Annotated in this window: 19 protein-coding genes; 7 read left to right on the forward strand and 12 right to left on the reverse strand. The window is 66.1% G+C overall.

Going from position 1 to position 18,887, the window contains the following annotated elements; genetic code table 11:
* Positions 1-73: 73 nt before the first annotated feature.
* Positions 74-2,923: a leucine--tRNA ligase gene (leuS, locus tag ABZW16_RS37465; protein WP_354960876.1), complete on the reverse strand. Its 2,850-nt coding sequence runs from the start codon at positions 2,921-2,923 to the stop codon at positions 74-76.
* A gap of 124 nt (positions 2,924-3,047) precedes the next feature.
* Here leuS and ABZW16_RS37470 point away from each other — a divergent pair, with 124 nt between their 5' ends.
* Complete coding sequence (locus ABZW16_RS37470; RefSeq protein ID WP_354960877.1) at positions 3,048-3,455, forward strand: SdpI family protein; 408 nt, start codon at positions 3,048-3,050, stop codon at positions 3,453-3,455.
* Between the two features lie 6 nt (positions 3,456-3,461).
* On the opposite strand, the gene ABZW16_RS37475 is transcribed toward ABZW16_RS37470, so the two are convergent.
* The 6 genes from ABZW16_RS37475 to ABZW16_RS37500 form a co-directional block, all read right to left on the reverse strand.
* Positions 3,462-3,821: a type II toxin-antitoxin system death-on-curing family toxin gene (locus ABZW16_RS37475; RefSeq protein WP_354960893.1), complete on the reverse strand. Its 360-nt coding sequence runs from the start codon at positions 3,819-3,821 to the stop codon at positions 3,462-3,464.
* An 8-nt stretch (positions 3,822-3,829) separates the two neighbouring features.
* The gene (locus ABZW16_RS37480) at positions 3,830-4,441 is read right to left on the reverse strand and encodes a cupin domain-containing protein (RefSeq protein ID WP_354960878.1); all 612 of its coding nucleotides are present in this window, start codon (positions 4,439-4,441) and stop codon (positions 3,830-3,832) included.
* 68 nt (positions 4,442-4,509) lie between these two features.
* Positions 4,510-5,550 (reverse strand): aminotransferase class I/II-fold pyridoxal phosphate-dependent enzyme, encoded by a 1,041-nt coding sequence (locus tag ABZW16_RS37485; protein WP_354960879.1) that lies wholly within the window; start codon positions 5,548-5,550, stop codon positions 4,510-4,512.
* Entirely contained in the window at positions 5,547-6,605 is a 1,059-nt protein-coding gene (locus ABZW16_RS37490; RefSeq protein ID WP_354960880.1) for a 3-oxoacyl-[acyl-carrier-protein] synthase III C-terminal domain-containing protein, read from the reverse strand. Before ABZW16_RS37490 ends, ABZW16_RS37485 begins: the two co-directional genes overlap by 4 nt.
* Before the next feature lie 9 nt (positions 6,606-6,614).
* Positions 6,615-7,274 carry an SRPBCC family protein gene (locus tag ABZW16_RS37495; RefSeq protein ID WP_354960881.1) on the reverse strand — a complete coding sequence of 220 codons (660 nt, stop codon included), beginning with the start codon at positions 7,272-7,274 and terminating at the stop codon, positions 6,615-6,617.
* Positions 7,271-8,950, reverse strand: coding sequence for a thiamine pyrophosphate-binding protein (locus tag ABZW16_RS37500; protein ID WP_354960882.1), 1,680 nt, complete (start codon positions 8,948-8,950; stop codon positions 7,271-7,273). The genes ABZW16_RS37495 and ABZW16_RS37500 overlap by 4 nt, the downstream gene beginning before the upstream one ends.
* A 156-nt stretch (positions 8,951-9,106) precedes the next feature.
* Between ABZW16_RS37500 and ABZW16_RS37505 the strand changes: the two genes are divergently transcribed.
* From ABZW16_RS37505 to ABZW16_RS37515, 3 genes are all read left to right on the forward strand, one after another.
* The gene (locus ABZW16_RS37505; protein WP_354960883.1) at positions 9,107-9,622 is read left to right on the forward strand and encodes an EXLDI protein; all 516 of its coding nucleotides are present in this window, start codon (positions 9,107-9,109) and stop codon (positions 9,620-9,622) included.
* Positions 9,623-9,745: 123 nt separating this feature from the next.
* Positions 9,746-10,723: an ATP-binding cassette domain-containing protein gene (locus ABZW16_RS37510; RefSeq protein WP_354960884.1), complete on the forward strand. Its 978-nt coding sequence runs from the start codon at positions 9,746-9,748 to the stop codon at positions 10,721-10,723.
* Entirely contained in the window at positions 10,720-11,493 is a 774-nt protein-coding gene (locus ABZW16_RS37515) for an ABC transporter permease (RefSeq protein ID WP_354960885.1), read from the forward strand. Before ABZW16_RS37510 ends, ABZW16_RS37515 begins: the two co-directional genes overlap by 4 nt.
* 62 nt (positions 11,494-11,555) lie before the next feature.
* Here ABZW16_RS37515 and ABZW16_RS37520 read toward each other — a convergent pair whose 3' ends face one another.
* The 3 genes from ABZW16_RS37520 to ABZW16_RS37530 form a co-directional block, all read right to left on the reverse strand.
* Entirely contained in the window at positions 11,556-12,263 is a 708-nt protein-coding gene (locus tag ABZW16_RS37520) for a zf-HC2 domain-containing protein (RefSeq protein WP_354960886.1), read from the reverse strand.
* Positions 12,260-12,769, reverse strand: coding sequence for a sigma-70 family RNA polymerase sigma factor (locus ABZW16_RS37525; protein WP_354960887.1), 510 nt, complete (start codon positions 12,767-12,769; stop codon positions 12,260-12,262). Before ABZW16_RS37525 ends, ABZW16_RS37520 begins: the two co-directional genes overlap by 4 nt.
* Positions 12,770-12,954: 185 nt before the next feature.
* Entirely contained in the window at positions 12,955-13,599 is a 645-nt protein-coding gene (locus ABZW16_RS37530) for a YqgE/AlgH family protein (protein WP_354960888.1), read from the reverse strand.
* A 71-nt stretch (positions 13,600-13,670) separates the two neighbouring features.
* On the opposite strand from ABZW16_RS37530, the gene ABZW16_RS37535 reads away from it, so the two are divergent.
* Positions 13,671-14,432, forward strand: a complete 762-nt coding sequence (locus tag ABZW16_RS37535) for a lysophospholipid acyltransferase family protein (RefSeq protein WP_354960889.1) — start codon at positions 13,671-13,673, stop codon at positions 14,430-14,432.
* 8 nt (positions 14,433-14,440) lie between these two features.
* On the opposite strand, the gene ABZW16_RS37540 is transcribed toward ABZW16_RS37535, so the two are convergent.
* On the reverse strand, positions 14,441-14,752 hold the full coding sequence (locus tag ABZW16_RS37540) for a GNAT family N-acetyltransferase (protein ID WP_354960890.1): 312 nt from the start codon (positions 14,750-14,752) through the stop codon (positions 14,441-14,443).
* A gap of 164 nt (positions 14,753-14,916) precedes the next feature.
* Between ABZW16_RS37540 and ABZW16_RS37545 the strand changes: the two genes are divergently transcribed.
* Entirely contained in the window at positions 14,917-16,530 is a 1,614-nt protein-coding gene (locus tag ABZW16_RS37545) for an alpha/beta hydrolase (protein ID WP_354960891.1), read from the forward strand.
* A gap of 426 nt (positions 16,531-16,956) precedes the next feature.
* A complete protein-coding gene (locus ABZW16_RS37550) occupies positions 16,957-18,069 on the forward strand; it encodes a glycerate kinase (protein WP_354960894.1) in 1,113 nt (370 codons plus the stop codon).
* Between the two features lie 187 nt (positions 18,070-18,256).
* Here ABZW16_RS37550 and ABZW16_RS37555 read toward each other — a convergent pair whose 3' ends face one another.
* Positions 18,257-18,607, reverse strand: coding sequence for a helix-turn-helix domain-containing protein (locus ABZW16_RS37555; RefSeq protein WP_354960892.1), 351 nt, complete (start codon positions 18,605-18,607; stop codon positions 18,257-18,259).
* Positions 18,608-18,887 lie beyond the last annotated feature (280 nt).

Here is an 18,887-nt window from a genome sequence, read left to right on the forward strand (position 1 = left end):
ATAAAACATCTGGATCTCCAAATAAACTTTGTGCCAATAATACTTTTACTTTTTGCCCGGGCGAAAGCGTGACTCAGGCGACGATATTGATCAACCGTCCCGGTACCACGATCAGCTTGCGCGGCGCGCTGCCACCGAGCGCGGCCGCGATCTTCTCATCGGCCAGCGCCGCCGCCTCGATGGTCGCGTTATCGGCGTCGGCGGGCACCTGAATTCGGCTGCGCACCTTGCCGTTCACCTGGATCGGGTACTCCACCGACTCCTCGACCAGCAGCGCCGGATCCGCCACCGGGAAGGGACCGTGCGCGAGGGATTGTTCGTGCCCCAGCCGTTCCCACAGTTCCTCGGCGATATGCGGCGCCATCGGGGCCAGCATCAGCACCACCGGCTCCACTACCGTGCGCGGCGCACCCGTGGGATAGCTCTTGGTCAGATGGTTGGTCAGCTCGATCAACTTGGCGCCCGCGGTGTTATCGCGCAGCGCGGCGTAATCGTCGTCCACACCGGCGATCGTCTTGTGCAGCAGGCGCAGTGTCTGCTCCGACGGCTTCTCGTCGGTGACCCGCGTCGCGCCGGACTCCTCGTCCACCACCAGTCGCCAGACCCGCTGCAGGAACCGGTGCGCACCGACGACATCCTTGGTCGCCCACGGCCGTGAGGTGTCCAGCGGCCCCATCGACATCTCGTAGAGGCGGAAGGTGTCGGCGCCGTACATATCGCACATCTCGTCCGGCGAGATGGCGTTCTTCAACGACTTTCCGATCTTGCCGTACTCCTGGAACGCCTCGATCTCGATGCCGGTGGTCGGATCCGGGAAGTAGTGCTTGCCGTCGCGTTCGATGATCTCGGCGGCGGGTAGATACGCGCCACGTGCGTCCTTGTAGGCGTGCGCCTGGATGTAGCCCTGGTTGAACAGGCGCCGGTACGGCTCGTAACCGCTCACATCGCCGAGATCGAACAGCACCTTCTGCCAGAACCGCGCGTAGAGCAGATGCAGCACCGCGTGCTCGACACCGCCGACGTACAGGTCGACACCGCCCGGATCGTGCGGGCCGTGCTCCCCGGTGCGCGGGCCGAGCCAGTACTGCTCGTTTTCCTTGGCGCAGAACGCGTCCGGATTGGTCGGGTCGGCGTAGCGCAGCTGATACCAGGAGCTGCCCGCCCAGTTCGGCATGACATTGGTGTCGCGCCGGTACTGCTTGGGTCCGTCACCCAGATCCAGTTCGACATGCACCCAGTCGGTCGCCTTGGCCAGCGGCGGCGACGGCTCGGAGTCGGCGTCCTCGGGATCGAAGGTCACCGGCGCGAAGTCGTCCAGCTCCGGAAGTTCGACCGGCAGCATGGACTCCGGCAGCGCGTGCGGTGCGCCGTCCTCGTCGTAGACGATCGGGAACGGCTCGCCCCAGTAGCGCTGGCGGGCGAACAGCCAGTCGCGCAGCTTGTACTGGACGGTGCCCTTGCCGTGGCCGTCGGCCTCCAGCCGGGCGATCACCGTCGCCTTGGCCTCCTCGACGGACCGGCCGTTGAGGTAGTCGGAGTTCACCAGTGTGCCGTCGCCGGTATAGGCCGCGGTCGCAATGTCGCCACCGGAAATGACTTCCACGATCGGCAGACCGAATACCGAGGCGAATTCCCAGTCGCGCTGATCGTGTCCGGGCACCGCCATGATCGCGCCGGTGCCGTATCCGGACAGCACATAGTCGGCGATGAAGACCGGCACCTGGGCGCCGTTCACCGGGTTGGTCGCATAGGCCCCCAGGAAGACGCCGGACTTCTCCTTGTTCTCCTGACGTTCCAGATCCGATTTGGCCGCGATCGCCTTGCGGTATGCCGCAACGGCTTCCGCGGGAGTTCCGGCGTCATCGAAGGTCCAGCGCGGATCGACACCAGCGGGCCATTCCGCGGCGGTCAGCCGGTCGACCAGCTCGTGTTCGGGCGCCAGCACCACATAGGTGGAACCGAACAGGGTGTCGGGCCGAGTGGTGAAGACCTCGATGTGCTGACCGTCGGCGGTGAACTTGACCTGTGCGCCACGGGATCGGCCGATCCAGTTGCGCTGCATGGCCTTGACGTTCTCCGGCCAGTCCAGTCGATCGAGATCATCGACCAGCCGGTCGGAGTAGGCGGTGATGCGCATCATCCACTGCCACAGCCGCCTGCGGAACACCGGGAAGTTGCCGCGCTCACTGCGGCCGTCGGCGGTGACCTCCTCATTGGACAGCACCGTGCCGAGGCCGGGGCACCAGTTGACCACCGAATCGGTCTGGTACACCAGGCGATACGAGTCGAGCACCGCCGCGCGCTGGGCGGCGGGCAGATCGTTCCAGGCCCGACCGTTGGGGGTCGGCCGGGCGCCGGAGGCGAACTGCGCCTCCAGTTCGGCGATCGGGCGGGCGCGGTCCAGCTCCTCGTCGTACCAGGCGTTGTAGATGCGCAGGAAGATCCACTGCGTCCACTTGTAGTACTCCGGATCGGTGGTCGCGAACGAGCGCCGACTGTCATGGCCCAGACCCAGCCGATCCAGCTGGCGTTGCATGGTGGCGATATTCGCCTCGGTGGTCTCGCGCGGATGCGCGCCGGTCTGCACCGCGTACTGCTCGGCGGGCAGGCCGAACGCGTCGTAGCCGAGCGCGTGCAGCACATTGCGTCCGTGCATCCGGTGATAGCGGGCGAAGACGTCGGTGGCGATATAGCCGAGCGGATGTCCGACATGCAGACCCGCGCCGGAGGGGTACGGGAACATGTCCTGGACGAACAGTTTGTCCGCCGGAGTGGTGCCCGCGAGCGGGCCTACCGGGTTCGGCGCATGGAAGGTTCCGCGCTCATCCCAGGTCCGCTGCCACCGGCGCTCGATACGGCCGGCAAGGCCAGCGTTGTACCTGTGCTCCGGTACATCGCTTTCGGTTGCACGAGTGTCCGCCACGGTCCTGCCTTCTTGTTCTCGCCGATCCCGTCATAAATGTGTCTATCAGGGTAGAACGTCCGGGCTCGGGGACCGAAAATCGGGCCGGGCTCGACCCGTCGGCGCGGTGCGCTAGCCTTCTTGGGTGTTCGTCGTCGCTCTCACCCTGTTCGTGCTGGCCTTCGTGGCCATCGCAACCGGCGTGCTCGGACTGACCGGCCGTCTGCCCCGCAATCGCTTCATCGGAGTGCATACCGAAGCGGCACTGCACGACGATGACACCTTCCGCATCGCCAACCGCGTCGCCGCCCCCACCTCCGTGGCCGCGGGCGCACTGCTGTTCGCGGGCGGACTCGTCGCCCTCGCCGCAGGCGGCTTCCCCGCGATCATCGTAGCGGCACTCACCGCTGCCATCGCCCTGTTCACCCTGGGCGCCGGTGCCACTGCCGCCGCCCGCGCGGTCGAGGCCCTGGTCCCGGCCCAGGAGATCGGCGGCTGCGGCTCTTCCTGTGGTGCGTGCTCATTGCGTGACGCCTGCGCGCCGACTAGTTGAGCGCTGCTATTCGCTCCATTTCCGGAGGTGCACGGCGATCTCGGGCACGTCCATATCTCCGATCGCGATGGCGTTCATGACCGGTTCCTGGTCGTCGGGGAGCGCGCTCAGCACAACGCCATTGCGTTCGAGCATGAGGGCCGCCGCAAGGAACGCAGTGCGTTTATTGCCGTCGATCAGGGCGTGATTGCGGGCAAGCGAATGCAGCAATGCAGCGGCCTTTTCGAATAGATCAGGATACGGATCGACACCGAACACTGTGGTGGACGGACGCGCGGCGGCGGACGCGAGCAATCCGTAATCCCGAACTGCGTCGGCGCCGCGATTTACGGCCCGCGCGATCAGGAGGAGTTCGTGGACCGTCAGATATCGGATCACGCCAGCCGTTCCAGCAATTCGGCGTGCCGTTCCATGCTGCGCGCCAGCATCGCCTCGAACACTTCCTGGTTCGCGGTGAGATGCAGATGGATCGCTTCCTTCGCGATCTCTTGCTTGGAGCGGCCGGTGCGCGCGGCCGCCTCGGTCAGCATGCGGTCGTCGTCGTCATCGAGTCGCAAGGTCATCGCCATGACCTGAATGATACCTGTCAGATACCACGTTAGAGGCGCGGCGCAGTTGGGTGGGGGGATGTGGTGGGAGAGGGGGGTGTTGATCGGGTTCAGGTAGAGGGCGAACAGGGTTACCGGGATGGGGCCGAGGTTGCGGGCTGCGTGGGGGTGGGTGGGGCCGCTGGGTTCGCGGAAGATTCGGCCTCGGCGGTAGGTGACGGGGGTGCAGTCGGGGCCGGGGTGGTCGAGGGTGCCTCGGGTGACGAGGACCAGGAGGGTGCCGTCGTGGTAGTGCCAGCCGCTGGTGCCGCCGGGGGCGATAACGGTCTGGCGGGCGATGATGGTGTGGCGGCCCAGGGGGAAGCGGAACAGTACGCGGCTTGCGGTTCGGTATGCCGGGGCCGCGTTCGGTCGAAGTTTTCGATCCCGCCAACTCACCAGTCCATGGAACCACCGGGATCAGGTGGAAGCGACGAACCCGCCGGTTTCCACCTGATCTCGATCCGCTAGCGCAAGGAGCCCAGTGCCGCTAGGACGGCGTTGTCCGCTGCTGGATCTCCGACGGCGATGCGGGCGCTGCCGTCGGGATATGCCTTGGCCGCGATGCCCGCCCGGCGTAGCGCCGTTGCCACGCCCGGCCCGGGCAGGTACAGGAAATTGGCGTTGCTGCGGGGGACCTCGATATGCATGCGCCGCAGTGCGCTGCGCAGGACCTCGCGCTGGGTGGTGATGCGCAGGATGCGCGCGGCGAGTTCGGGTTCGGCGGCGTAGGACGCGGCGACCGCGGCCACCGCCGCCGAACTCACCCCAAACGGCAGTTGCAGCCTGCGCACCCGCCCGATCAAATCGGGTCCGCCGAAGGTGTAGCCGATGCGCAGTCCGGCCAGCCCGTACGCCTTCGAAAAGGTGCGCAGCACCAGCAGATTCGGATGCCGATCCAACAGTGCCACGGTGTCGACCTGATCCGTGAGATCAAGGAATTCGGCATAGGCCTCATCCAGGATGACCGGCACCCGGCGCGGCACCGAGCACAGGAACGCCTTCAACTCACTGGCCGGAATCACCGTGCCCGTCGGATTGTGCGGACGGCAGACCACCACCAAACCCGTCCGCTTGTCAATGGCCCTTGCCATCGCCCAGAGATCCTGATTGCCCGCGGCATCCAGGGGCACCGGGACGACCTCCAGATCGGCCATCTCCGCCATGATCGGATAGCCGTCGAAGGTCGGTGCCCCGTAGACCATTCCGGCCCCGCGCGTGGTCAATGCCTGAATGATCTGCATGGCCACCCCGGTCGCGCCGGACCCGACGACCACCTGATCCGAATGCACGCCGATATGCCCCGCGATGAGTCTGGGCAGCCGTCGCGGCAGGAATTCCGGATAGCGGTTGGCATGGGCCAGTACGCCGTTCACCGCGTGCAGCACCGAAGGCAGTGGCGGAAACGGGTTTTCGCTCAGGCTCAGATCGAACCGCAGCTGCGGCCGCTGACTCTGACTCCGGCGCTGCTGCGAGGGCCGCGACTCATCGGCCAGCCGCATACTCATCCGGCGGCACCCCAGCGCACCGCCGCGGCTCCGGCGAAGTCACCGGCATGTGCGAAGGCCGAAAGCAGCACAACCGATCCATTGCGCAGCCGGCCCGCCCGGTTCTCGGTATCGAGCGTGACGGGAATGCCCGCAGCGAAAAGGTTTCCACACTGGTCGAAGGTATCGGGATGGCGCTCAGGGGGCAGTTCCAGCGCATCGTGCCAGTTGCGCAGGAACAGCCGGTTCGGCTGATTGGTGACGAAGGTGTCGATATCGCGGCCCTTGACCCCGATCCGCTCGCACACCGCCAATGCCACCTCCGGCACCAGGCGATTGCCGCGCGCGAACACCTTGGTGATCTTGGATTCGGTGAAGCTGACGCAGCCCTGCCCCTCGCCCGGCTGCCAGTACTTGCGCTCGCCGTTGGTCGAGAACTCCATATCCCCGGCGAATTCGGGATAGGTGCGGCATTCGATATCGAGGATCGGTGCGGAATCGTCCTTGACCAGCAGTCCGACCCCGCATCCGTCGCCGGGTACCGGGGCCTGGGCGAGTTTGCGGATCTCGGTCTGGGTGAAGACCGGGCCCGCGCAGTTCTGCGCTGCCGCGATGAGCGCGGTGCGCGCGTCGGTGGTCTGCAGAATCATCCTGGCCATCGCCATCATGTGCACGAACGCCGCGCAGCCGCCATTGTGTATGTCGTAGACGAATCGGGGCTTCATACCGAGTCGTCGGGCGACTTCTGGACCGCAGCCCATGACCGGATTGTCCGGCAGCTGGGTGTGGGTGATCAGCACATCGATATCGGTGATCGCTTTTGCGCCGTGGCGTTCGATCAGCGGCGCGACGGCGCGCTCGACCATATCCACCGCGGTCTCGTCCTCGACCACGTGGTGGCGCGCCTTGGGCGAGCGGAACATGACGTTCTTGGCCATCCGATCGGATCGGCTGTACTGCGTGAAGTATTCGGTGCCGACCGGTGCGCCCGGCAGATAGCTCGCCACATCGACCAGGCTGACCGCCGGCAGTCCAGTGGCCTCGGGGGCAGCGGGTCCGTCATAGTTCGAGATCATGATGTGGCCTCACTTCATCCAGTCGGGCTTGATCGGAAGGCCGTGTGCGGCACGGTATTCGCAGATCGCCTTGAGGTTGTCCATCTCGAGCTGGTGCCCGGCGGAGAACATGTCCCAGAAGTCGCCCACCCACACCGGCCGCTTTTCGGGAGCCGTTTCGGGATAGGGGTTTTCCTCGTAGAACGGGTGACGGCAGTTGACCCACAGCACCACCGATCCCGGCTTGTTGAACACCACCTGGGCGTCGATCACCCGCAGCAGGTAGATCATCCACAGGTGCTTGCTCTGGTCCCAGGCACAGTGGTAGTCGACGGTCATGGCGTCGCGGTGCGCGACGGTGCGGGTGAAGATCTTGGTCTCCGGGCCGAGCCGGTCCCAGGCCAGCCACAGTCCGGGTTCCTCGGTTTCGACGAATCCGCGCAGGCTGTAGGTCCATTCCTCCAGGCAGCGGGTATCGGCGAGGTACTCGAACACATCCTGCGGCGGTGCGGCGATATACGCCTGCACCGGACAGTATTCGCCGAAGACCTGGTCGTGCGGGTACACCGACCGCAACATGTCCATGATGATCGGGGTGGTGGCGTCCTTATCGGAGTTCTCGATCCGCAGTACTCCGGGGATGACGGCGTCAGGGATATCGCTGAGGGCGGGCAGGGCGCTGGTCGTCACTGCATCTTCTCCAATGTGGCGAGGAAGGGGATGAACGGTGGAACTTCGTCGGGGTCGACGTCGATGGAAATGAACGACGGCCCTTCGGTTTCGACACATCGCCCCAATGCGATGGCCAGGTCTTCGGTGGTACGTACGGAGTACCCGGGAAGTTCAGGGAACATCGCGTCGATGCCCGCGCCCAGGTGCGTGGGCCGAAATCGGTTGAAGCTGTAGCGATCCTGGTAATAGAGCTGTTCACGGGTGACACACATGGCGTGCGCGTTGTTGTTGAGCACGATGAACGTGACCGGCAGATCGTGTTCGATCGCGGTGTGCAATTCCATGCCGTGCATGTAGAACGAGCCGTCACCGGCCACGACAACGGTGCGCCTGGTCCCGGAGGGTCCGCGATGGCGCGCGAATGTCGAACCTATTGCGGCGCCGAAGGCGTAGCCCATCCCGCCCATCCCGAGCGCGACCACGAATCGGCCGCCGCGCGGCACCCGCAGGTGGTGCACCACCGCAGCACCGGTATTGCCCGCATCGGCGAATACGTCGGTGCCCTCGGGCAGTAGCGCTTCGATGGTCTCGACCAACTCGCGATAGCGCACACCGGGACCGGTTGCCTCGGGCACGCACAGCGGTGTCAACGGGGTATGCGGGCGCTCATGGCGCGACATCCTCATGTCGTCGCTGAATTCATCGGCGAGCGCGGCCAGATCGAGCGCGAGATCGGTGCTGGTGGCGTGGATCGCGGTCACGTACGGCGCGGTGACTCCGATATGCGCGACGGTGCCCTCGGCCAGCAGCTCGTCCAATCCGGTACGCGCGGTGACCGGCATCGGGGTCCCGACGATCAGGCACAGGGCCGCGGAGCGCAGCGCCGCCGAAAGCTCGGCATGCCCCATGCTCCCGGCGACACCGCAGTACGCGGGATCGGCATTGTCATAGGTGTCCTTCGCATCCGGTGCAACGCCGACCGCGGCATCCAATGCCCCTGCCAGCCAGGCGAGTTCGGCACGGGCGTCGTCGCGGGCCACCTGGTCGCCGGCGATGATCACGATCTTGCCGACCTTGCGGGCCGCGATCAGCGCCGCGCGCACCCGGGCCAGTCCGCCCTCATCGCGCCGGTACCGCGGTGCTGTCAACCGGAACGGCGGGATATCGCCGATATCGCTCTGCTGCACGTCCTTGGGCAGCAGCAGTACGGCGGGCCCGCCGCGCCGGGCGCCGTCGACCGCCCTGGCCACCATGTCGGGAAGGTCGGCGGCGGTCTCCACGCGGGCGCAGAACTGGGTGATCTCGGCGAACATCCGGGCCGCGTCGATGGTGCCAGCGAGCCCGCTGGTGTCCTGGAACGCGCCGCGCCCTGCCGATGCGGTCGGCGGCTGCCCGACCAGCGCCAGCACCGGCACCCGCGATGCGTACGATTCGGCAAGTCCGGCAACGAGATTCATCGCACCGCCGCCGGAGGTGGCGGCGACGACGCCGAGCCCGCCGGTCGAGCGGGCATAGCCGTCGGCCATGGTCGCGGCCGAAAACTCGTGCTTGGCAACGATTCCGGTGACGTCGTAGGGCGTGTCGAAGAGCGCGTCGTAGAGATCCTCGATGTTCGCGCCGTCGACACCGAAGATATGTCGCACGCCAAGGGTCGAAACCGCTCGAACCAGATAATCCACGACCCTGCTCGGCATCGGCACTCCTCTCGCTCAGGCGCGATCGCACATCGCGTACACGTGAACTACGAGTCGGACTGCGGAGCGGTTCAATGGCTCGCGCAAGATGTACCTCGAAAAATCCCGATGTGGGCGACGCTTGTGTGTACGTATACATCTACGTATAGTGATGGCATGCCCAACAAGACGATCTATGTTGCCGATGACGATCTGCCCCTGTTCCAGCGCGCGCAGGAGTTGGTCGGCGGCAATCTCTCGGGAGCGGTGACCACCGCGCTGCGGCGGTTCATCGAGCTGGAGGAGGGCAGGCTGGAGGGCTACGACGAGGTAGTACTGCGGGTCGGCCACAACGGTGTGCGTCAGGTCCGCTTCTCCGGCGCCCTGCTCGGCGAATACCGTGACGTGAACGAAGAGCGCATCGAACACGTCCGGGTATATCGCAGTCGGAAGGGCAAATTCGTCATGCACGCCCAGTATTCGAACTGGGACGAATACCCGCAGAATTCCAATTGGATCAAGGATCTGACGAACTGGCGTCGCATGCTCGGCGTCGGCGATCAGGACTGGGGCGACTTCATCTTCGAGGTCGTCGATTCGCTGGGCGAATTGAAGGGGAAGATTCCGGACAAGCTCTATGAGCGGGTGGCCGGGATCGCCGACCGCCCGCCGGTCGAGGAGCTCGACATCTAGCCGAATCATTCGGCCGGACAACCGAATACCACCACGAATCGCCGCACCGGACTCCGGGCGCGGTGTGGATAACCCATGCTGTCATTCGCATTATTTAATGAAATTTTCTATGAAAGGACGACCATGACCAACGGTCATCGCGCCCCGGCCATTTCAGCGCTGGGTCTGCGTAAATCGTTCGGTGAGCAGGTGGTGCTCGATGGCATCGACATCACCGTCCCGGCGGGCACGATCTATTCGCTGCTCGGTCCGAACGGTGCGGGCAAGACCACCACCGTGCAGATCCTCACCACCCTGCTGCGCCCCGATGCGGGCGAGGTCCGGGTCGACGGCCATGATCTGAGCACCGAACCCGATGCCGTGCGCAGCGCGATCGGTGTCACCGGTCAGTTCTCCGCGGTCGACGAATTGCTGACCGGTCGCGAAAACCTGGTTCTCATGGGCGATCTGCACCATCTGCCGCGCCGGGAGAGCAAGCGCCTTGCCGCCGAACTGCTCGAGCGCTTCGATCTGGTGGAGGCGGGCGATAAGACCGCGGCCACCTATTCCGGCGGTATGGTCCGGCGGCTGGATCTGGCCATGACGCTGGTCGGCGATCCGCGCATTATCTTCCTCGACGAGCCGACCACCGGCCTGGATCCGCGCAGTAGGCGGGCCATTTGGGAGATGATCCGCACACTCGTCGACGACTACAGCGTGACCGTCTTCCTCACCACCCAATACCTGGAGGAGGCCGATCAGCTGGCCGACCGGATCGCCGTACTCGATCACGGCCGGATCGTCGCCGAGGGGACGGCCGCCGAATTGAAGCGGCGGGTACCCGGCGGGCATATCCGACTCGAGTTCGCCGACCAGATCGGACTCAGCGCCGCGGCGACGGCATTGGGGCCGGAGGCGCGCGTTGTCGATGACGCGGGCGAGGCGGAGTTCACCCTCGCGGTCCCGAGTGACGGCGGCGTCAAATCGCTGCGCGCGGTACTCGACCGGCTCGACTACGAGCAGATCGAGGTCGCCGGACTTTCGGTGCACACCCCCACCCTCGACGACGTATTCCTCACCCTCACCGGACATCCCACCGCGGAAAAGGAGACCGTGCGATGAGCACGACGGCCTACGCACTTGCCGACTCGAAGACGATGTTGCGGCGCAATTTGCTGCATGCGAAGCGGTACCCGAGCATGACCATCAGCATCATCGTCATGCCGATCCTGCTGCTGCTCATCTTCAACTTCGTTTTCGGTGGCGCATTGGAGAAGTCGTCCGGCGGTAACTACATCGACTACCTGGCGCCGGGCATGCTGCTGTTGATCCCGGCCTATATGACCGCGGGTGTGGCGGTCTCGGTCTGCACCGATACCACCAAGGGCATTGTGAATCGCTTTCGCACGATGGCGATTTCGCAGCCCTCGTTCCTCGCCGGACATGTGGTGGGCGCATTGATCCAGGCCCTGCTCGGCATCGCCGCGATGGTCGGTGTCGCACTGCTCGTCGGCTTCCGGCCGTCGGCGAATGTGATCGAGTGGATCGCCGCATTCGGACTGCTCGCCATGCTCGTACTCGCGCTCACCTGGCTCGCGGTCGGGATGGGTCTGGTCGCGTCGACTCCGGAGAGCGCGAGCAATATGCCCTTCCCGCTGATCATGCTGCCATTCCTCGGCAGCGGCCTGGTCGGTACCGACACCATGCCGGTCGGCCTGCGTCAGTTCGCCGAGTACCAGCCGTTCACCCCGATCACCGAAACCATCCGCGGCCTGCTCATGGGCACGGAGATCGGCAATAGCGGCATCATCTCCATCGCCTGGTGCATCGGCCTCGGGCTGGTCGGATACTTCTGGTCGACCTCGGTCTTCCGCAAGTCGGGACAGCGCTGAATCGCATTGCGTCCGAATACGTTCGATCCCCTCGCCGAGGTCGGCGAGGGGATCGAATCGCGTCAGACCGTGCCGGAGAGCAGCGTTTCGCCCGTCGACGCCAACCGGATCTCCACCGCCTGGATCTGGTCCGGTGCCTTATCGATGGTCCGGTCGATCGTCAGCTCGGTCCCCGGCCCGGCGGGCCACTGATCGAGTTTGCTCTGACTGCCGTCGGTGCCGATGACGTACAGGTCGAGATTCCAGCTGTAGCGCTGATCGCTCGGCCCATAGCTGCAGGTCATCACGATCCGCGCCTTGCTATCGGCGCGAAGGACTTTGAAGCTGGCCGTCACCGGATTCGGCTTTATCGATTGCATACTGCGTTCGGCCACAACCTGTTCGGTGGTCGTCGTTTGCGTCGCGGTCATCGAGGTGACCACCGGAATCGCGATGGCCACCGCCGCGGCGGCCGCCGCAAGCGCGGCGCCGACGGTAACCCAGCGGCTGCGCCGTCTGCGCCTTTCGGCCACCGCGGCGAGCCGGGGCAGCAGCTGCGCGGGCGGCTCGGCCTCGGCCGCAGGGGCCTCCAGCGGCTCGATCATCGCGAGCGCGGTCTCGGGTTCGACCAGGGCGAGCAGACCGGGTAGTCCGGCGAGATCGGATACCGCGGCCTGGCAGACCGGGCAGCCAGCCAGATGCTCCTCGTACTCCTGCCGCTCGAGTCGGGTCAGGGAGCCGAGTACATAGGGTGCGTCCCACGTCGAGTAGTCGTCGGCGATATCCGTCATCGGTTCGTCACCCCCATTTCCTGTAGTGCCAGCCGTAGCGCCCGCATGCCGTAGTGCAACCGGGATTTCACCGTGCCCGCCGGGATATCGAGTTCCTCGGCGATCTGGTGCGTGGAAAGACCTCGATAGTAGGCACGCACGATCACCTCTCGATGATCGGCGCTGAGCCGTCCCAACGCGTCCGCGACCAGCCAGCCGTCCAGGGCCCGATCGGCCTGATCCGGTGCGGCCCGCTCGGGCGGGTTGTCGGTGCGGAACTCGCGGCGGCTGCGCGCGCTGCGATGCTCATCCACGGCGAGATTCCGCGCGACGGTGAACAACCACGCACGCGCCGACGTGGTCGATTGATCGAGCACATTCGGGCGCTGCCAGGCCCGCAACAAGGTCTCCTGCACGATGTCCTCGGCCCGACCCGGGTCGCGAACCAAACCGAGGGTGTAGCGCCACAGCGCCGCGGCATGTTCCTGATAGAGCGCCCGCATGAGCTCGGCTTGTTCTTCGGGCATTTGTCACGTGCTCCTCCGCTGCCTCGCGCCTTTTGCCGGTTTTGGGGTGTTCGGTTGGCTGTGTAGTCGGCTGGCGGCTGTTGGGGTGATCGGCTGTTGGACGTCCCCGACGAGTTATCCATGTGTTCGCCCGATCAAGTGTCGTGTCGCATGTCGGTATTGCCTCCTCCATGCAGACCACGTGCCTAGTTGCGTTCTAGTTCAATCGGGTGTGTCGCGAGCAGTGACAGGGGGAGCGGCTGGCGGCGCAGGACGTGGGCCCACAGGTCCGGGCGGCCGGTGCTGATCGGATCCGAGGGCAGGGCGGAGAGCACGATCCAATCGTTGTTCTGCAGTTCGCCTTCGAGCTGGCCGAAGGTCCAGCCCGCGTAGCCGGCGAATATGCGCAGCCCCTCGATCAGCGGGGTGATCTGTTCCGGGTCCGCGTCGAGGTCGATGAGCACCACGCGGCCGTCGATCCGGCGCAGGCCGGAGACACCGTCGATCGAGGCGCCGACCCGAACGGTGCCGAGGCATAGGGCCGCGTCCCGTTTGACCGGGCCGCCGATGAACAGCGTGCGCGGCGCGGCTGCCGCCTCGGTCCAGCGTGGCAGTACATCGTGCACCGCGGTATCGCTCGGACGGTTGAGCACCACACCGAGACTGCCCGCCTCGTTGTGTTCGATGATGTAGACGACGGTACGCCGAAATGTCGGCTCGACCAGGTCGGTCGCCGACACCAGCAGGGTGCCGGCGCGCACCACCTGCTCGCCGTGCCGGGAATCGCGTCGCCGACGATCACCGTGTCCGCCGCGAGTCTTCCGATCGTCCGGGTCATCTCCGCGTGCCACCCCGACATCATCGCACCGTCGCGGGCCGTTCGTCGGTCAAGCGGCATGGCGGATTCCGTTACTGTGTGGCCATGGAACGGCCCGAGGTTCTCCTCGACAATGCGGACACTGTGTACGACTTCTATCGCGAACACCAGCAGAACCGGCTGAAGGCGTGGGGCGCCTATGCCATTCTCGGACGTCGATACCATCCACGCGTCGCCTACGCCGAGGGCGCGCGCAAGCTACTGCACGAGGTGATCGGCCAGCGCAGGCCGCTGCTCCTCGCGATCAACCACCTCTCCGAATCCGATCCCTACACCGTCGCCGCGGCGGCCTGGCACAGCGAATTGCGCCCGGTGATCGGGCGGGTGCGGGTACTGGCCAAGGACGAGCTGTTCCTCGATGACAAGCAGCGCCGCAGGATCGACATGATGGGTGGGATCCCGGTGTTCCGCGGCAAGGACCACGGTCTGCGGGCGGTGAACGCGGCCGGTCAGCGAATGATGGATATCTGTGCCGAGCGCATGGCCGATGGCGATGGGATCGCGGTCTTTCCGGAGGGCACCTGCAATGAGATCGATCACACCGAGGTACAGCCGGTGGGCAGCGGGATCGGTCATATCGCGTTCCGTGCGATGAAGTTGGGTGCGCGGCCCGTGCTCGTCAGCATGGCTTTGAATTACGGACCCCGAGCGGATCCGACGGTGCCGGTCACCAAGGAAGAGGCCAAGGCGGCCAGCGTCTACTTCGGGGTTCCGGTCACCGAGCTGCCCGCCAAGCCCGCGGAGATCGCCCGGCTGGTCCGCACCGATCTGCAGCAGGCGCTCGACGGGGCCGTCGCCGCGTACTGAACCCCTGCCTACTGGGGCAGGCCCAGCTTTTCGCGCGCCCACTGCGGGACCAGTGCGATGTACTCCGGTCGCGACTCGATGAAGTGATAGACCATCGGGCACATCGGCAGGATGCCGAAACCCTCCCGCCGCGAGGCGTTCAGTGCCGCCTGCACCAGCACCCGGCCATAGCCCTGGCCTTCGTGCTGCGGATAGATCTCGGTGTGGACGAAGGCGCGTTCGGAGGCCGTGTCCTGGTATTCGGTGTATCCGGCGATCGCACCGTCGACATAGATCTCGAAGCGTTCCAGCATGGCGTTGTTACGGACCTCAGTCGACATGGCTCGACGCTACTCGGTGTGGGTGGGTGACGGTGTACCGCAACACTAATCAGCTCCGATCCGGTGCTCGACTTGTCTACCGGTGCCGGGCTGGCAAGAATGCTCTTGGTCGCGCCGAACGCCTCCACCGGGAGTGAGGGGCAGGCCGGGCGGAGGTACGAAACATGATGAGGGTGTTAGGCAGTTCGCAGGTGCCGGGTATTTCCCGGGTACTGGTCGCGGTGGCAGCCACCGGCCTGATCGGCGGATCGATCATCACGGCCCAGGCCGCGGCCACACCCGGTGCCGCCTTCGGCGCCTGCCCGGACTCATCGGTGACCGAGGGACGCGGCGTGCAATGCGCGGTGATATCCGTTCCGATGAATTACGCCGAACCCGACGGCGCGCGTATCGAACTCACCGTCAGCCGGATCGCCGCCACCGCGCAGCGCCGTGGCGTCATCGTCGCCAATCCGGGTGGACCCGGCGCGGACGCGCTGGACTACTGGGCGCGCCGGATCGACTCGCTGCCCGCCGAACTCAACGAGCACTACGACCGGGTCGCGGTGCAGCCGCGTGGACTGCGCTGGGCCACGCCGCTGCGCTGTGTTACCCAGGCCGTCGAGACCTCGAAATCGGCTGACGGTGAACAGGTTTCACTCGGCGGCGGCAACCGCGACGATATCAAGAAGGCCTGCGATGCCGCACTGCCCGGCTACCTCGACACCATCACCACCGAGAGCACCGCGCGCGATCTGGACCAGGTGCGCGCCGCGCTCGGCGTCGACCGGATCAGCTATCTCGGCACCTCCTATGGCACCTATCTCGGCGCGGTGTACGCATCGCTGTTCCCGAACCGGGTGGATCGTATGGTGCTGGACTCCAATGTCGATCCCGATTGGGTGTGGACCGAGGAGTTCGCCCAGCAGCAGGTCGCTGGCAAGCAGCGGCTCGATGATCTGTTCGCCTGGATCGCCGAGCACGACGGCGAATACCGGCTCGGGGATACGGCATTGCAGGTCTACCAGAATTGGGTGCGGCTGGTCGCGGACCAGGGCGGCGGCTGGTACGCCAATCTGACCCCGCCGCCGGCCAGTGTCGCCGATCTGCCGGGAGCGCTGCCCGAACCGCTCGCCGAGATCGCCCGCGACGGCTTCAACGGCAGCGTGGAGCAGGCGGGCAAGGTGCAGAATCTGGTGCGCCTCATGCTCACCGGCGGTGCGTCCGCGCAGGTGCCGCTGGTCGGTGCGACCGCGGTCGCCACCTACACCCGCACGTTCTGGCCGACCTTCGCCAGGGCGATGGCCGATGCCAATATCGATCCGAAGAACGTCCGCCAGCTGCTCGCCATCGAGGGTGCCACCAGCACCGATCCCACCGGCCGCTTCGTCTTCTCCGCCATAACCTGCAATGAGAACGCGGTGCGCGGCCGGCTCGAGCTGATCGGCTCGGCCTTCGCAACCATCGCCTCGGGCGGCAATGCCATGGACGCCCGCGCCGATCTGGTCCGCTCCGGAACCGCCTGCGGTAGCTGGAAACCGGTGACCAAACCGGTGCCGATCAACGGCAAGGACCTGCGCACCCGCCCGCTGCTGCTGCAGAGCCGCCACGATGCGCTGACCACCTACGAGGGCGGCCCGGCCATGGCGCGTGCTATCGGCGGCTCGCTGATCACCGTCGAGGGCGGTGACCACGGTGCCTTCGGCCGCGGCAACACCGTCGTCGACGAGGCCGTGCTGACCTACCTGCGCACCGGCCAGGTCACCATCGACCACGCGGATCAAGCGCCGCTGCACTAGGCGGGTGGATATCACCCCGTCGGCGGGGCGCCATTGGTGACGTGGACGCCGCCACCGATTCGTCGTCGGCGGGTACCTGCCTCCCGCCCGTTTCCGCTGAACTCGCACCTGGATCCGGACTCCATCCTGAGCGAACAGTTCGACGAACTCCGCCGCGCCAAGCGGAAGCGGAAGTCGACGCCGACCGATAGCCCTGCGCGCGACCACGACCAAGGGTGACCTGGCGGCAGCGCCGATCTCGGCGCGTGCCGCACCGACTGGATCGCACAGGGCTACATCCACAGATCGTGCCTGAACGCGCAACGCGGGGGACGGAAGCACATTCGACCGGGGGCTGCTGTCGTGGAACAGCAGGTCGGCGATGGCCCGTGCACTGCCCGACGTGCGTCCTTCGGAGCCACCCCGGACAATGTGGCGATGACGTCAATGCTTCGGGTGGTGATCGCCCCGGATAAGTTCAAGGGCTCGCTGACCGCGCCCGAGGTGGCGGCGGCGCTGGCGGCTGGCATCGCGCGCGCGTGCCCGGACGCGGAGATCCGGCAGGTGCCGGTCGCGGACGGCGGCGACGGAACCGTCGACGCATTCGTGGCGGCGGGCTGGGAGCGGATCGAGGTCGATGCGCCGGGGCCAACGGGAGCAGCCGACACCGCGGCCTATGCGGTGCAGGGGACCACGGCGGTAGTCGAATTGGCCGCGGCGGTCGGACTGACGAAACTGCCAGGGGGACAACCCGATCCGCTCGGCGCGCACACCTATGGACTCGGTGTCGTCATTGCACACGCATTGGACCGCGGCGCCACCGATATCGTGCTCGGCCTGGGCGGCAGCGCCTCCACCGACGGCGGCGCGGGCATGCTGCAGGCCCTCGGTGCGCGCATCCTGGACGACGACGGCAATGAATTGCCCATGGGCGGAGCCGCTTTGGTGCATGCCGCGGGAGTGGATCGCACCCGATTGCATCCGGGCATTTCGGCTGCGAATTTCACCTTGGCCTGCGATGTCGACAACCCACTGCTCGGCCCGACCGGCGCGGTCGCGGTATACGCGCCCCAGAAGGGGGCGACGCCGCCGGATCTGCCCATCCTCGAGGCGGCACTGACGAACTGGGCGGCCGTCGTCGCACCGGAATTCGCGGATGTCCCCGGCGCGGGCGCGGCGGGCGGTACCGGCTTCGGCGCGCTGGCGGTGCTCGGCGCGCAGGTGCGCAGTGGCATCGAGGTGGTTCTCGAACTCCTCGATTTCCCAGCACTTCTCGATGGCGCTGCCCTCGTGGTCACCGGGGAGGGTGCCCTCGATGCGCAGAGTCTGCACGGCAAGGCCCCGATCGGCGTCTGCGAGGCGGCGCGCAAGGCGGGTGTCGCGGTGGTGGCCGCCGTCGGCCGAGCGCAGTTGACGCGTGATGAGATCCGAGCGGCGGGTTTCACCGCCTGCTACGCCCTGGCCGATCTGGAGTCGGATCCCGTCCGCTGCATCGCCGATGCGGCACAGTTGCTCGTCCGCGTCGGCGAACGGATAGCTGTCGACAACATTGGAAATTGACCGGCGCGCAACCCGAATCAAGGCCGACTGCCAGTCCCCCTCCAGATCGATACCTGCCCTACCCACCCCAACTGCTCGCCGAGCGCAGTCGTATGGCGGTCGCACAGGCCGGGGCGACCACCATACGACTACGTTCGACGGACCCCGGCCCAGGGCTGGATATGGCAGGAGCTAGGTGGATGGGGCACTAGCCCGCGGCGGCGAGCAGGTTGCTGAGGAGTTTGTCGCGGTGTGTGTCGCCCCAGGTCTCGAGCGGGCGCAGGGCGACCGCGAGTTCTTCGCCGAGTGGGGTGAGCGAGTATTCGACGCGCGGGGGGACTTCGGGGAAGACCTCGCGGCGGACCACACCGCTGGCTTCGAGATGGCGCAGGTTTTCGGCGAGGACCTTTTCACTGACGCCGGTGAGCAGCTTGCGAATCCGACCGAAGCGCTGCGGGCCGGCGCCGAGCACCCACATCAGATGCAGCTTCCATTTGCCGCCGACGACATCGATCGCAATCGACATGCCGCACACATCGTGATCCGCGTCACTGCCCATATCCACCGCACTCCTTCTGAGCTGAATTCGAACCTCGAGGTAAGCAACCACACCTCAACGTTCGGTCTTCCCGACCCTACCTGCGAGAACGACCATGGATTCCGGCCGTAGCGACTGCTTACAGGTCGCTCGAAAGGGCCAGCCGTAGCGACTGCTTGCAGGTCGCTCGAAAGGGTCAGCCGTAGCGACTGCTTGCAGGTCGCTCGAAAGGGTCAGCCGTAGCGACTGCTTGCAGGTCGCTCGAAAGGGTCAGCCGACCGATCGAACGAGAACCGAAGGG

Source organism: Nocardia sp. NPDC004604 (genome assembly GCF_040609795.1).
In the GTDB taxonomy this organism is placed as follows: Bacteria; Actinomycetota; Actinomycetes; order Mycobacteriales; family Mycobacteriaceae; genus Nocardia.